The organism is Methylomonas methanica (assembly GCF_001644035.1).
GTDB lineage: Bacteria > Pseudomonadota > Gammaproteobacteria > Methylococcales > Methylomonadaceae > Methylomonas > Methylomonas methanica_A.
This window is the reverse complement of record NZ_LUUG01000122.1, coordinates 1-12,687: the sequence shown is the minus strand read 5'-3', so window position 1 is coordinate 12,687 and position 12,687 is coordinate 1. Positions and strand designations below refer to the sequence as shown.

Below are 12,687 nucleotides of genomic sequence, written 5' to 3'. Positions count from 1 at the left end.
TTATTGGTCGCGGCTTATTTTTAATAAACTGTGTTATTTGACAGATTATTTAGATTTTTTTGAGTGATACGCCTCGTTATTTCGAACCGCTATCTCTGGGATGCATACTCTTTAACCGAACGAGATGTTTAAAAGATGCCGGATAGTTCCAAAATATTCAATAATTTAATGTGAGCGCTGGGTTAGGAAAGGATTGAACGGCTTGAGCAATGAAAGTATTCAGTACTTAGTCATAAAGGGTCAGGCATGTAGAAACAGAATAATAAAACTATGTTAAATAACTATGTTCCGTAGGTTGAATTTGGACGACATCAACTTTGTCGTCGCCACTTCCGTTTAGGCTTGAATGTACTACTAACTGGCGTTATGGTGCCTGCTGATTTTGATGCCGATAATCGGCCTGAACTCGCAGAGAATTTAATAAGGATACTATGAACATAAGAACCATTCTGGTTGGTCTAGCTTTAAACCTAATTGGCAGTAATGCGGTTTTGGCGGATCAGGTCGAGATAAAACCCTTCATCCCCGGCAGCTATCAACAGATTTTAACTGCAAGCCCCCATCAGCCTTTAATGCTGGCGATCTGGTCGGTGGATTGCCCGTCGTGCCTAAAGGACATGGACATACTGGGTAAACTGCACGAAAAACATCCGGCTTTGAAAATCGTCATGTTAGCCACTGACGATGCGGAAGCCTTGCCGGAGATCAAGCGCATCATCGACAGTCACAAACTGGGCGGGCTGGAGAATTGGGCATTCGCCTCGGATAATCCGGAAAAATTGCGTTACGAAATCGATCCGGCCTGGTATGGCGAATTACCCAGAACTTATTTCTTCGATGCCGGCCATCAGCGCGTGGGAAAAAGCGGGGCGATGTCGCTGGAAGAATTCGAGGCGCAATTCAGCAAGTTGAAGATGTGATGTCTCTAGGGACGCTATAAAGATCTCCCTCTCCCGCCGGGAGATGGCTAGGGTGAGGGATGTAAATAATTGATTTTATTCCCCTCATCCCAACCTTCTCCCGGTGGGAGAAGGAGGTTTTTTAATTTTCAGAGGTCCCCTCCATACCTACTGAATCAGAGCAAAGGCAGGTATTAGCCCGTCTTTGCGGTTTGCCGCGAGCCATACAAGTAATACACCGCAACCCCTATCAAATTCCAGAACAGAAAGTGCAGTTGGGTGGTACTCGGTAGGCTGATAAAGAGATACAGGCAGCCGACTATCGCAATCGGTCCGGTGATCCGGGCAAACGGCACGGAAAATTTCCGAACTATTCCCGGCTGCCTGCGCCGCAATAGCAGCATACAGACCGACACCGTGATAAAGGCCAGCAAAGTGCCGGCATTGGCCAGTGCGGCGATCTCGGCCAAGGGAAATAGGCCGGCGATAATACTGACTATGACGGCGGTAAATAACACGGTGCGCACCGGCATGCCGCGGTGCGAGACCTTGGCCAGACCGCGCGGCAACAAACCGTCGCGGGCCATCGCAAAGAAAATCCGGCTTTGCCCATAGAAAAACGCCAGCACCACGGTCGGCAAAGCAATTACCGCGGATGCCGCCAACCAGCGTGCGGCGTTGGGTTTGCCCAACTCGCGCAAAATCAGCGCTAAGGGCTCCGGGCTGTCGGCGAAGCGCTGATAGTCCAAAGCACCCAGCGCCGCCACCGCCACGACGACATAAATCAGGACGCAGATCAGCATGGAACCGACAATGCCCAGCGCTAAATCGCGGTCGGGATTGCGGGTTTCCTCCGCAGCAGTGGCAATCGCATCAAAGCCGTAAAAGGCAAAAAAGATGATGGCCGCCGAGGCCATCACCCCGCGCTCCAGGCCGTCCGCGCCCAGGGTTTTGATAAAGCCAAACGGCATGAAGGGTTGGAAATTGGCGAAGTTCAACAGCGGCAAAACCAGCGCGATAAACACCAGCAAAGCGGTGAGTTTTACTACCACTAATAAGGCATTGACGCTGGCGCTTTCCTTAGTGCCGATCAGCAACAGCGCGGTGACGACCAGGATGATAAAAATGGCCGGCAGGTTGATCAGACCGCCCAGTTCCGGGCCTTGCATCCAGTGCATCGGCACGCCTAAGCCTTCCTGCAAGAGTGGCGCCGCGTAACCGGACCAGCCGACCGCTACCGCACTGACCACCAGCGAATATTCTAAAATCAAACTCCAACCCACAAACCAGGCCGCCCACTCGCCGATGACGATGTACGCATAGGTGTAAGCGCCGCCGGCGGCAGGCATAAGCGTGACCATTTCCGCATAAGCCAAGGCTGCGCAGGCGCAAATCACGCCGGCGATGATAAACGCCAAAATCACCGCCGGCCCGGCTTTGGCGGCGCCAACCCCGATCAAGGTCAGAATGCCGGTGCCGACAATCGCCCCCACGCCCAGCGCAATTAGATGGGGCGAACTCAAGGCTGCGTTCAATCGATGTTCCGTGGCCACCTCATTCAGCGACGACCAAGGCTTGCGTGTGCGCCAGTTTTTCACGGTCCGGATCTCCTTTGTGGCTGGGCAATTGCCAAGCCGCTAAAATACCCGGCTACTTCAGCCAATTCAAACGGAATCGTCTATGAAAATCATCTCCTGGAATGTCAACGGCATCCGTGCCGTGCAAACTAAAGGTTTTACCGAAACGCTGGCCGCGCTCGATGCCGATTGCGTCCTACTGCAAGAAACCAAGGCCCAGGACGATCAAGTCAAAAAAGCCCTTGAAGGCGTGGATGGCTACCATCTTTACAGCAATTCCGCCGACCGCAAGGGTTATTCCGGCGTGGCAATATTGAGCCGGCAGCCACCGCTGCAAGTGGTGCACGACATGGGCATCGCCGAGCACGACCAAGAAGGCCGGGTCATCGTCGCGGAATTCGAAACGTTTTATCTGTTGAATGTCTACGTGCCCAACTCCGGCGACGGCCTGGCGCGACTGGATTATCGGCAGACCTGGGACAAAGAGTTTTTGGCGTACATGCAAAAGCTGCAAAGCAAAAAACCGCTAATTGCCTGCGGCGATTTCAACGTCGCCCATCAAGCCATCGACATTGCCCGGCCCAAAGCCAACTACAACAAGTCTGCCGGCTATACCCAAGTCGAGATCGATGGCTTCAGCAACTTCGTCGCCGCCGGTCTAGTCGACAGTTTCCGCCATCTGCACCCTGATACCGTGGCCTACAGTTGGTGGAGCTACCGCGCCAATGCCCGCGCAAACAATATCGGTTGGCGGATTGATTACGTACTGACCAGTCAGGCCTTGACCGGTCAGATCAAGGATGCCTTTATTCTGCCGGACGTGACCGGTTCCGATCATTGTCCGGTCGGCATCGAGCTGGCGCTTTGAACCTTAGCGACCGCCAATACCTGATAGAGCAGCATCGTCAAACCCTGCTGGCCTGTAGCCGATGCCCGGCCATGGTCCGCCCGGTGGTCAGCGGTAAGCCGGTGTTGTCGCCCATCTTGCTGATCGGCCAGGCACCGGGCGACAAGGAAGGCGCGCTGGGCCGCCCGTTTGCTTGGACGGCGGGCAAGACGATGTTCAAATGGTTTGCCCAGATCGGGCTGGACGAAGCCAGTTTTCGGGAGCGAGTGTATATGGCGGCCGTGTGCCGCTGCTTTCCGGGCAAAAATCCCAAAGGCGGCGACCGCGTGCCCAATCCGCAGGAAATCGAACAGTGTGCGGCCTGGCTGCAAGCGGAAGTAGAGCTGTTACAGCCCAAGTTGATCATCCCGGTCGGCAAGCTGGCGATACAGCAAATGCTGCCGGTCGACAAACTCAGCGATGTCATCGGCGGCTTGCATCGCTTGAAGTTTGAAGGCCACGACACCGACGTCATCCCGCTGCCGCATCCCTCCGGCGCCTCCACCTGGCATCGCACCCAGCCGGGCGCCGGTTTATTGGAAGCGGCACTGGCAACCATTCAGGAGCATGCAGCCTGGCGACAAGTGTTAGGGCGTTGATGGTCAGCCAACGTAGGGCGCAATAACCAACGGGCATTGCGCCGCAAGCGATGAACTTACTATTGAAATAAAAAAAATGGATTACCGAAGAGTTTGGCGCCCTGGCGGGACCTATTTTTTTACTATCAATTTGTTACAAAGAAAGGGTAACGATCTTTTGGTGCGGCATATTCAACCGTTAAAGGATGCCATCAAAACGGTAAAAACTAATCACCCGTTCAACATTCACGGCTGGGTGGTATTACCGGAACACATGCATTGTTTAATCGAATTACCGGAAAACGACATCGACTACGCTACTCGGATACGGTTGATAAAAATCGGATTTTCCAAGGTAATACCCAAAACCGAACTGAGATCGACCGTAAGAATAAAGCGGGGAGAACGCGGAATATGGCAACGGCGTTATTGGGAGCACCTGATACGCGATGAAGCTGACTTTAAAGCGCATCTGGATTATATCCACTATAACCCAGTGAAACATGGCTGGGTAAAACAAGTAAAAGATTGGCCATACTCGACCTTTCCACGCTGGGTAGAGCGCGGAATTTATCCATTAGATTGGGCTGGAGCTGGTGGAGATTTGTATGAGTTTGAATAGTTAAAATGCGGCGCAATGCCCGTTGGTTATTGCGCCTTACGGACTTGCACTTCGTTGTAATAAGCGACCTCAGCAAGAAATTCTTGGCGAGCTTCTGCGACAAAACGTGCTCGTTTCACTTAGTCATGCGCCTTGCTTCAGAAAACACATCCTCTGCCGGATAGGTCTCTAGTTCCCCCCTGTCGAAAGCGGCGGTGCGCTTCTCAATTTCTCGTTCCCACTCTGTTTCGATTTCGGATAGAGGAGAGTCATGTAGTGACTCAAGAAGAACCTCAGCAAGATGTGCTCGCTCTTCAGGCAAAAGTGAACATGCTTGTTTCTCTAACTCGACTAGTAACGCGGACATGGTGAATACTCCTTTGGCTGAGGCTAAGGTATTTTACGCTTGGCGTTGCCAGTTGTCTTGGTTTGGTCGCCAATGTAAAGCTGACCGAGCGAGGCACAGAAAGCTGAAAAATAAAGGTGCGTTGCAACCGCTCTCCGGTTCAGCGCGATGTTACTCAAGATGCGTGATTGCAAGACCTCGTGCGATGTCTTTCCATAAGTAAACCGATCCCTTTTCCCAAAAGCTTAAAATTCGGCGCAATGCCCGTTGGTTATTGCGCCTTACGGCCTTGTGAAACAGGGTGTGTATTAACAAAATTGGGGGAAGAGTGAAAGGTCGGAAAATAAAGGTCTCGAGTAACTCGACAGATGCGCCTCCTAGCGTCGGCACATCCTATTTGGCGCACGTTTTCGCATTGAAAACCCTCCTTGTCACTTTTCCAGAAACAATACAGGTGTGCAGTAAAAAATAGGTTGTGCCGAGCTATGCGAGGCGCAACGGTCGTGATCGATGCGCCCAACGGCAGCATCTTTTCGCGAGGATTTAGCGCACGTTAACGAGTTGATCCCTTTTCCCAATAGCTTAAAATCCGGCGCAATGCCCGTTGGTTATTGCGCCTTAAGGCCTTGCGTTAATTCGGACCGTACCGCAATACAAAGAGCGTGTTGGACGCCGTGTCGAGCAACCCCAAGTCAAGGTAGTTGAGATGCCATTTGAGCTTAGGCGTCTTTGGGCATGGTAGTCCTGCTGGGTCGTAAAGTCCTTTGACAAATTTAACGTCATCGAGCATTGGGTCGATTTCACGAACTACGCGAGCATAGTCGTCCGCCATGCGCACAACGTGCATTGAATGTCCGGAAGTAGTAATCATAGAAGGGATATATACGGAACCAGGCGTCATTCCTCTGGATGAGTGCCTATCAAATACCGACCAAAGTCTTTCTCGTTCTTTTGTCATTGCCGCAGTCGGGTCTTCTGACCTCTTGAACACTGAGTGGTCAAAAATAGCAATGACGGAGAAATGATCACGAGAAACCCTCGCGAAAATTAGGTCGTCGGTCCGTGCGGCAAATCCGTTTGGATGAACTTGCTGCCCAAGGTGGAAATGGTGGTAGCCCATCACATTCAGCAAGAAGTCCTTGTCGGCCCATCGATCAACATCCGGTTTTTTTTGCGCCGAGGCTGGTGTATAGCCTCGCGTATGGGGCTCTAAAGAGAGGTGCGGTGTAAGGTTTTCTCCAATCCTCACTTTGTCGAGGAAGGCTGCAATTTTGTTGGCGAATGTTGACCATCGGGGATCTCCGGACGCCGTAGCTTCAATCGATACCGTCCTAGGGCGGGGCGATACATAACGGATCGCCCAGTTATTGTAGTGGATTAAGAGTGAAGCTAACGATGACGTCTCCAGCCCCTGAAGCGTCGCTTTGTCGTTTGGAAACTTCGGGATTTTCTTAGCGATTCCCAAGCGGAACGTCTTCACGCGCTTCGATTCAAGATGTGCCGCAGTCATCTTTGGATGCCTTCATTGCGCTCGATACCAAGCCGCATAGCGTGGAGTTGAAGCGACTTGCGCGGCTTATCGCGCTGGTCGCCTCGAACGAAAGGTTAGATTTCACCGGCCAATTCCCCACCGCTCTTTGAGATAAGCAAGCCGTTCAGCGTCGGAGACCGATAGCACCTCTATAACGAAGGCCGATTCCACCATGATTTCAATTTCTGGGGCTGAGGAGCATTCGCTACGCCAGTAAGCGCCAGCCAACTCTTCAATGGATTTCCCTTCCTCCACCAATTCTTTCATACGATCCATCAGTGCCATATCACCACGGTGGCAGATGGAATCTTCATAGATTTCGACGTGGTATAGCTTTCCATTAGACATCTTTGACCAATGCTTCTTAGCGCATTGTTCGTCACAGAATACGAATAAGCAGTTGGTTCGACAGGTCTTGGAGCCAGGCCGACTTTCTTCCAGAAAGTCCTCGACGGCTTTCGCCGCGCCAGTGAATCGGCCGTAATAGTCCTTGGCCGTTGTGATTTTGTCTCCGACCGAGAAAGGTCGTTTGTCCACGCGATAGTAGGGCATGAAAGTGAAAGCTAACGTAAAAGTAACCGGCACCGGAGCACCAGAGTAGGGAACCCAAATGCGCAGCCCGCGTAGGGAGCTATAACCAACGGGCATTGCTCCCCATTCTAATTCGACTAAGGCCCCGGCGCCAAGTCCGACAAATCGGTATTCTGCTCGCTCAACGACCAACCACCCCCCAAGGCTTTATACAACTGCACCTGGGCGACCAGGACATCCAGCCTGGCCTGCACCCGGCTGTTTTCGGTGCTGAGATAAGTGGTCTGGGTGTTTAACAAGGCTTGATAGTCGATGGCGCCAAGCCGGTAACGTTCTTGGGAGATGTTGTAAGCCAAACGGGCTTGCGCGGCGGCGGTTTCTAGGGCGCTGAGGCGGCGGCTGGAGTTGTTGTAGGTGGCGGCGGCGTCTTCGACTTCTTTGAATGCGGTCAGCACGGTTTTCCGATAGGTTTCCGCTAACTCCGCATTTGCGGCCAGTGCGTTGCTTAATGCGCCTTCCAAACGGCCGCCTTGAAACAAGGGTTGGGTCAGGCCGGCGGCCAGCGTCGCCGCGACACCCGCCGGTTGCGGGTTGGCTAATACGCTGCCCAAGCTTAGTTGCAGTTTTGGGTAAAACGCGGCGCGCGCTACGGCGATGTCGGAATTGGCAGCGATCAACTGCATTTCCACCTGACCGATGTCCGGCCGGCGTTGCAGTAGCGTGGCCGGTTGCTCGGCGGCAATGCCGGGCACGGCAAGGTCCACGAAACGCGCGGGTTCCAGGGCCAGATGTTGCGGCGGATGACCGAGGAGTATCGCCAGGCTGTTTTCCGCCAGCGTTTGCTGTTGCATCAATAAGTCCAGGCTGGCGCGGGCATTGGCTTGTGCTGTGCGCTGTTGCGCCACTTCCAGTTCATAAGCCGCGCCGGCGCGTTGCCGGGCTTCGATGATGGTCAAAATCGCGTTGACGGTGTCGAGAAAATCGCTGGCGATTTGCCGACGTTCCTGGATCGCCAACAGATTGAAATACGCCTGGCCGACATCGGCCATTACCACCAATTGCAAAGCATCGCGTGCAAAGATTTGGCTGAGCATCAATGCGGTGCCGGCATCGCGTCTGGCTCGGTTGGCGCCCCATAAATCCACTTCGTAAGCAATATCGATTTGGCCGCTGCTTTGTTGGCTGTCGGTTCTGTTGTTCCGGTTGTCGCTGAAATCGCCGCTCAAGGAAGCGGCGGGCCACAACCCGGCGCCGGCAATTTTGGCTTGGGCGCGGGCTTGGGCGACGCGTTGCTGGGCGGCGGCCAGGTCGTTGTTGTAGGCCAGAGACTCGCGCATCAAACGGTTGAGTTGATCGCTGGCAAAGGCTTGCCACCATCGCGGATCGACGGTAGCCGAGGCGGTTTGCGCGGGTTGGTGCCATTGCTCCGGGGTTTCGACGACGGGGCGTTGGTAGTCTGTCAATAAATTACAGCCGCTCGTCAACAGCACGGCGCCGGCAAATAGCAAGCTAACAGGCTTGATTAATCTCATTCTTGAGTCCAGATTGGGCGTCATTCCCGCGAAAGCGGGAATCCAGTTTGATAACTGGGCTCCCGTATGCGCCGGAGTGACGAGTCCCAGGCATTTAAGGGAACCTCTAAAAATACCCTCTCCCTCAGGGAGAGGGCTAGGGTGAGGGATGTAAATTGTTGATTTAATTCCCTCATCCCAACCTTCTCCCTGAGGGAGAAGGAGCCTTTTTGAGTATTTTGAAATTCCCGAAAGCCTGGGTTAATAAATTTACTCATTCCGCCGCCAAGGCCACGACCGGGTCCAGATGGGCGGCTTTGCGCGCCGGTAAATAACCAAACAGCAAGCCGGTGCCGAAGGCGCAGGAAAACGCCAAGATTGCCGGCAGTGGTGAAAACAATACCGCCATCTCGAAATACTTGAGAATATAGCCCGCTGCGAAACCCAGTAGCACGCCCATCAAGCCGCCGAGGGTACAAACCACGGCGGCTTCGGTATTGAATTGCAGCAAAATGTCGCGGCGGCGAGCGCCGGTGGCGATGCGGATACCAATCTCGCGGGTGCGCTCGGTGACGCTGACCAGCATGATATTCATCACACCGATGCCGCCGACCAGCAAGGAAATCGCCGCGACGATGCCCAGCATCATCGTAAAGGTATTCTGGGTTTCGGTGGCCGATTCGATGATGGAGGCCATGTTGCGAATCCGAAAGTCCTCTGTCTGATGGCGGGCAATCAGCAAGTCGCTGATCGCTTGCTGGGTGGTGTCGATTATGGAGACATCCTTGACCAGCACGGTAATCCCGCCCAGATACTTTTGTCCAAACAAGCGGATCAAACCGGTACTGATAGGCACGAACACCGCGTCGTCGCGGTCGGTACCCATCGCGTCGGCACCTTTGCTGGACATCACGCCGATTACCTCGAATGGGATGTTGCCGATCATTACATAGCGGCCCAGCGGATCTTCGCCGTCTACAAACAACAGCTTGCGCACGGTTTCGCCCAGCACCATCACCGGTGCATAGCGGCGTTGGTCGCGCTCGTCAAAAAAGTCGCCGCTGCCCAAGGGCCAGTCGCGCACTTGCGGCATGCTGGAGGCCACGCCCTGCACGCTGGTGGCGTAATCGACATTGCCGTAGCGCACCGTCATGCGGCTGGTGCGTTCCGGCGAGGCCCACAGCACATTGTCCAGTTCGGCGATGGCATCGGCATCGGCAGGCATCAAGGTGGCTATATCGCCGCCGCCGCGAAAGCCGGTAATGCCGGGGCGGATAGACAGGACGTTGGTGCCCATGGCCCGCATCTGTTCCAGTACTTTTTCCTGACTGCCCTGGCCGACCGCCAGCATGGTGACCACGGCGGCAACGCCAATCACGATGCCTAATAAGGTCAGCGCGGTGCGGAATAAATTGGCGCGCAGTGAGCGCAAGGCGGTTTTCGCGGCCTCGCCGAGTTCGGCCAGCAGACCGGCCGCGCCGATCCCGCGATGCACGGTGGGGGGCAGCAATTGGCCGCTGAGATTGGCTACGCCATCGCTGACGATTTTGCCATCGGCGATAGTGACGATGCGTTGTGCGTGCGCGGCGACTTTGTCGTCGTGAGTGATCAATAAAATCGTGCGGCCTTCTTGGTGCAGGGCTTTTAGTAAAGCCATTACTTCCATACCGCTCTGGCTGTCCAGCGCGCCGGTGGGTTCGTCGGCCAGGATGACCGGCGGATCGTTGACCAAGGCGCGGGCAATGGCGACCCGTTGTTGCTGGCCGCCAGAGAGTTGCATCGGCTTCTGTTCGCTGCGGTCCGCCAAACCGAGTTTGGCGAGCAATTGCAAGGCGCGTTGCCGGCGCTCGGGCTTATTTAGGCCAGCGTACAGGGCGGGGATTTCGATGTTTTCGGCGGCGCTGGCGGTATTTAATAGGTTGTAGCGCTGGAAAACAAAGCCAAAACTTTCTCGGCGCAGCGCCGCCAGTTGGTCCGGGTTTAAATCGGCAACGTCCTGATCTAACACCCGGTAGCTGCCGACGTCGGCTTTATCCAGACAGCCGATCAGATTCATCAACGTCGATTTGCCGGAACCGGACTGGCCGATGATGGCTACAAACTCGCCAGGCCAGATGGTCAGCGATACATCGTCCAAGGCGCGGACGATGCTGTCGCCGTTGGGGTAAAAACGTTGAATATGTTTAAGTTCGAGGAGGGGCCGGGCGCTCATAGTCTGGGAACCCCGGCACCGGGATAGCCTTGGTCTTTTTTGCGGTTTTTGGATTTATCCTCTTTGCCGGCAGCGATTTGCACCCGGTCGCCTGCCGCTAGCCCTGCCAGTACTTGCACGAAGCGGCGGGTTCTCAAGCCAATTTGCACGATTTTGTCTTGCGGGCCTTGCTCGGTCAGTACTTTTACCTGGTAAGCATGACCGTTGCCTTGATCTTGGTTGCGCTGGCGCGGCCCCAGGACATTGACGGGAATCAGCGGCACTTGTTCGGCTTTACCCAGCACAAAGAACATCTGCGTACTCATGCCTGTCATTAGTTGCCGGTCGTGGTTATCGACATCAACCAACACGTTGTACAGCACCACGTTATTGATCACTTCCGGTGTCGGTAGTATTTGACGCACCGTGCCTTGCCAGCGCCGTTCCCCGGAACCCAGGGTGGTGAAGTACACCGGCATGTCGGAACGTAAACGCATCACGTCGGCCTCGGCCACCTGGGCGCGCACCGTCATGGTATCCAGTTTGGCGAGTTGCAGGATGGTCGGGGTAGTTTGGTTGGCGTTTAAGGTCTGGCCTTCGCGGGCTTTCTGATCAACCATGGTGCCGTCCATCGAGGCAAAGATTTTGGTAAAACCCAGGTTGGTTTTATCGCCGTTTAAGGTCGATTGCACTTGTTCGATTTGCGCTTGCAGCGATTCGGCAGTGGCTTTGGCGTTTTTTAAGGTGAACTCGCTATTTTGAAAATCCTGGACGCTGATGCCCTTGTTTTGCAACAACTCGCGGTTGCGGTCGTATTGCTGTTGAGCAAACACCACTTGCGCTTGTTGACCGGTCAGTTGCGCCTGCAAATTCTTGATATTGGCTTCGCCAGCGGCGACTCGGGCAGCGTAGATCCGCGGATCGATCTGCGCCAGCAAGTGGCCGGTCTGCACGTCGTCACCAATTTTAACGTAAATTTTCTGCAAAAGACCGGTCACCTGGGCACCGACATCCACGTATTCCTTTGGCTCTAGTTTGCCTTGGGCAGTGACGTTTTCTTCCAGATCGCCCAGGGTCACTTCAACACTATCGACGTGGTCCTGATCGGCATTTTTGGGCTGTTTGAAAAAATACCAGCCGCCAACGGCGACTGCTATAACCAGCACAAACACGATAAGCCAGCGCAGACGTCGGCGGTTTAACGATGAATCGGGAGATTGCGGCATGGCACTAATCAATGGCTACTTTAGGATTACGGATAGTTTCCCGACCAGCAGTAGTGGCGATGGCTTCGACAGCGGATAGCAGGATATGGCTTGCGGAGTGCCTGAGCGCTAGCTCCAGCCGTCCGCCAAGCCTGAGGGGAGTTTATGCTTTGGTATCTGTATTGGCAATACTGGAAAGGTAAAGCTTGGTAAAGATGGGTTGTTTATTTTATCCACAGTCTTAATGCTACAGTTCGACCCTCACCCGTCATTCATATTTCTCCAAGGCGGCCACAAGTCCAAACATCGTTTTTCGGGTTTCGCTCCTACGAAGCAGCCTTTCGTGGTTTCGGGCAGTCGGCCTATTTGAGCCATTGAGTAGGCACCGACCAATGGCATCAAACCGGCTGTATTCCAACAATGATTTGGCTTGTCTCAAAGTCCAGTTGTAGATGTAGGGTACGCTCACAAACCTATGGAAGGTCAACATGGTACTGATCGATTCGGCTGTCACGACTTGTTTCCTGCGGTTTGGCGTGCGGGTATTTTATCGCATCTTGCGTATCGCAGCTTTTACGACAGCCTCAGGATTTATAAGCGATACACGCGGCAATCGCTACAACCCGGGTGCTATCATGGGAGCCCTCGATAAACATCAAAAACCTTTCCAATGATTGCAATTCTTGAAGCCAGACGCGCGGGCTTATTGTCCAGAGCGCATTGGCTGAATAACCTGTTAGCCGGCGTGATTGTCGGCGTAGTGGCGCTGCCTCTGGCTATGGCCTTTGCGATAGCCTCCGGCGCCAAACCAGAGCAGGGACTATACACGGC

At 54.1% G+C, this 12,687-nt stretch carries 13 protein-coding genes; 6 read left to right on the top strand and 7 right to left on the bottom strand.

Features of this window, described 5'->3' with window-relative positions; all coding sequences use genetic code 11:
• Positions 1-431: 431 nt before the first annotated feature.
• Entirely contained in the window at positions 432-920 is a 489-nt protein-coding gene (locus tag A1332_RS21975; protein WP_064010544.1) for a TlpA family protein disulfide reductase, read from the top strand.
• 173 nt (positions 921-1,093) lie between these two features.
• Here A1332_RS21975 and A1332_RS21970 read toward each other — a convergent pair whose 3' ends face one another.
• Positions 1,094-2,497 carry an amino acid permease gene (locus A1332_RS21970; RefSeq protein WP_197491532.1) on the bottom strand — a complete coding sequence of 468 codons (1,404 nt, stop codon included), beginning with the start codon at positions 2,495-2,497 and terminating at the stop codon, positions 1,094-1,096.
• 82 nt (positions 2,498-2,579) lie between these two features.
• Between A1332_RS21970 and A1332_RS21965 the strand changes: the two genes are divergently transcribed.
• The 3 genes from A1332_RS21965 to A1332_RS21955 all read left to right on the top strand — a co-directional run bounded on the left by A1332_RS21965 (position 2,580) and on the right by A1332_RS21955 (position 4,562).
• Positions 2,580-3,344: an exodeoxyribonuclease III gene (locus A1332_RS21965; RefSeq protein ID WP_064010543.1), complete on the top strand. Its 765-nt coding sequence runs from the start codon at positions 2,580-2,582 to the stop codon at positions 3,342-3,344.
• Between the two features lie 71 nt (positions 3,345-3,415).
• Positions 3,416-3,961, top strand: a complete 546-nt coding sequence (locus A1332_RS21960) for a uracil-DNA glycosylase family protein (protein WP_064010542.1) — start codon at positions 3,416-3,418, stop codon at positions 3,959-3,961.
• Positions 3,962-4,037: 76 nt separating this feature from the next.
• Positions 4,038-4,562: an REP-associated tyrosine transposase gene (locus A1332_RS21955; RefSeq protein ID WP_064010541.1), complete on the top strand. Its 525-nt coding sequence runs from the start codon at positions 4,038-4,040 to the stop codon at positions 4,560-4,562.
• A gap of 115 nt (positions 4,563-4,677) precedes the next feature.
• Here the strand turns inward: A1332_RS21955 and A1332_RS21950 are convergent, their stop codons facing one another.
• The 6 genes from A1332_RS21950 to A1332_RS21920 all read right to left on the bottom strand — a co-directional run bounded on the left by A1332_RS21950 (position 4,678) and on the right by A1332_RS21920 (position 11,877).
• Entirely contained in the window at positions 4,678-4,908 is a 231-nt protein-coding gene (locus A1332_RS21950; protein WP_064010540.1) for an addiction module protein, read from the bottom strand.
• A 610-nt stretch (positions 4,909-5,518) separates the two neighbouring features.
• Complete coding sequence (locus A1332_RS21945) at positions 5,519-6,397, bottom strand: hypothetical protein (RefSeq protein WP_064010539.1); 879 nt, start codon at positions 6,395-6,397, stop codon at positions 5,519-5,521.
• A gap of 102 nt (positions 6,398-6,499) precedes the next feature.
• A complete protein-coding gene (locus A1332_RS21940) occupies positions 6,500-6,970 on the bottom strand; it encodes a hypothetical protein (protein WP_231890384.1) in 471 nt (156 codons plus the stop codon).
• Between the two features lie 116 nt (positions 6,971-7,086).
• On the bottom strand, positions 7,087-8,481 hold the full coding sequence (locus A1332_RS21935; protein WP_064010595.1) for an efflux transporter outer membrane subunit: 1,395 nt from the start codon (positions 8,479-8,481) through the stop codon (positions 7,087-7,089).
• Between the two features lie 253 nt (positions 8,482-8,734).
• Positions 8,735-10,672, bottom strand: coding sequence for a MacB family efflux pump subunit (locus tag A1332_RS21925; protein ID WP_064010536.1), 1,938 nt, complete (start codon positions 10,670-10,672; stop codon positions 8,735-8,737).
• A complete protein-coding gene (locus A1332_RS21920) occupies positions 10,669-11,877 on the bottom strand; it encodes an efflux RND transporter periplasmic adaptor subunit (RefSeq protein ID WP_231890383.1) in 1,209 nt (402 codons plus the stop codon). Before A1332_RS21920 ends, A1332_RS21925 begins: the two co-directional genes overlap by 4 nt.
• A gap of 467 nt (positions 11,878-12,344) precedes the next feature.
• Between A1332_RS21920 and A1332_RS21910 the strand changes: the two genes are divergently transcribed.
• Positions 12,345-12,530: a hypothetical protein gene (locus A1332_RS21910; protein ID WP_064010534.1), complete on the top strand. Its 186-nt coding sequence runs from the start codon at positions 12,345-12,347 to the stop codon at positions 12,528-12,530.
• The coding region (locus tag A1332_RS26595; protein WP_197491502.1) for a SulP family inorganic anion transporter at positions 12,527-12,687 on the top strand (161 nt) is incomplete at its 3' end. The genes A1332_RS21910 and A1332_RS26595, both read left to right, overlap by 4 nt.

Bases quoted from the DNA above. Each gene is read 5' to 3' on its own strand.
- A1332_RS21940 (WP_231890384.1), bottom strand. From the start codon at position 6,970: ATGCCCTACTATCGCGTGGACAAACGACCTTTCTCGGTCGGAGACAAA.
- A1332_RS21955 (WP_064010541.1), top strand. From the start codon at position 4,038: ATGGATTACCGAAGAGTTTGGCGCCCTGGCGGGACCTATTTTTTTACT.
- A1332_RS21910 (WP_064010534.1), top strand. From the start codon at position 12,345: ATGGTACTGATCGATTCGGCTGTCACGACTTGTTTCCTGCGGTTTGGC.
- A1332_RS21965 (WP_064010543.1), top strand. From the start codon at position 2,580: ATGAAAATCATCTCCTGGAATGTCAACGGCATCCGTGCCGTGCAAACT.
- A1332_RS21975 (WP_064010544.1), top strand. From the start codon at position 432: ATGAACATAAGAACCATTCTGGTTGGTCTAGCTTTAAACCTAATTGGC.
- A1332_RS21960 (WP_064010542.1), top strand. From the start codon at position 3,416: ATGGTCCGCCCGGTGGTCAGCGGTAAGCCGGTGTTGTCGCCCATCTTG.
- A1332_RS21950 (WP_064010540.1), bottom strand. From the start codon at position 4,908: ATGTCCGCGTTACTAGTCGAGTTAGAGAAACAAGCATGTTCACTTTTG.
- A1332_RS21935 (WP_064010595.1), bottom strand. From the start codon at position 8,481: ATGAGATTAATCAAGCCTGTTAGCTTGCTATTTGCCGGCGCCGTGCTG.
- A1332_RS21920 (WP_231890383.1), bottom strand. From the start codon at position 11,877: ATGCCGCAATCTCCCGATTCATCGTTAAACCGCCGACGTCTGCGCTGG.
- A1332_RS21925 (WP_064010536.1), bottom strand. From the start codon at position 10,672: ATGAGCGCCCGGCCCCTCCTCGAACTTAAACATATTCAACGTTTTTAC.
- A1332_RS21945 (WP_064010539.1), bottom strand. From the start codon at position 6,397: ATGACTGCGGCACATCTTGAATCGAAGCGCGTGAAGACGTTCCGCTTG.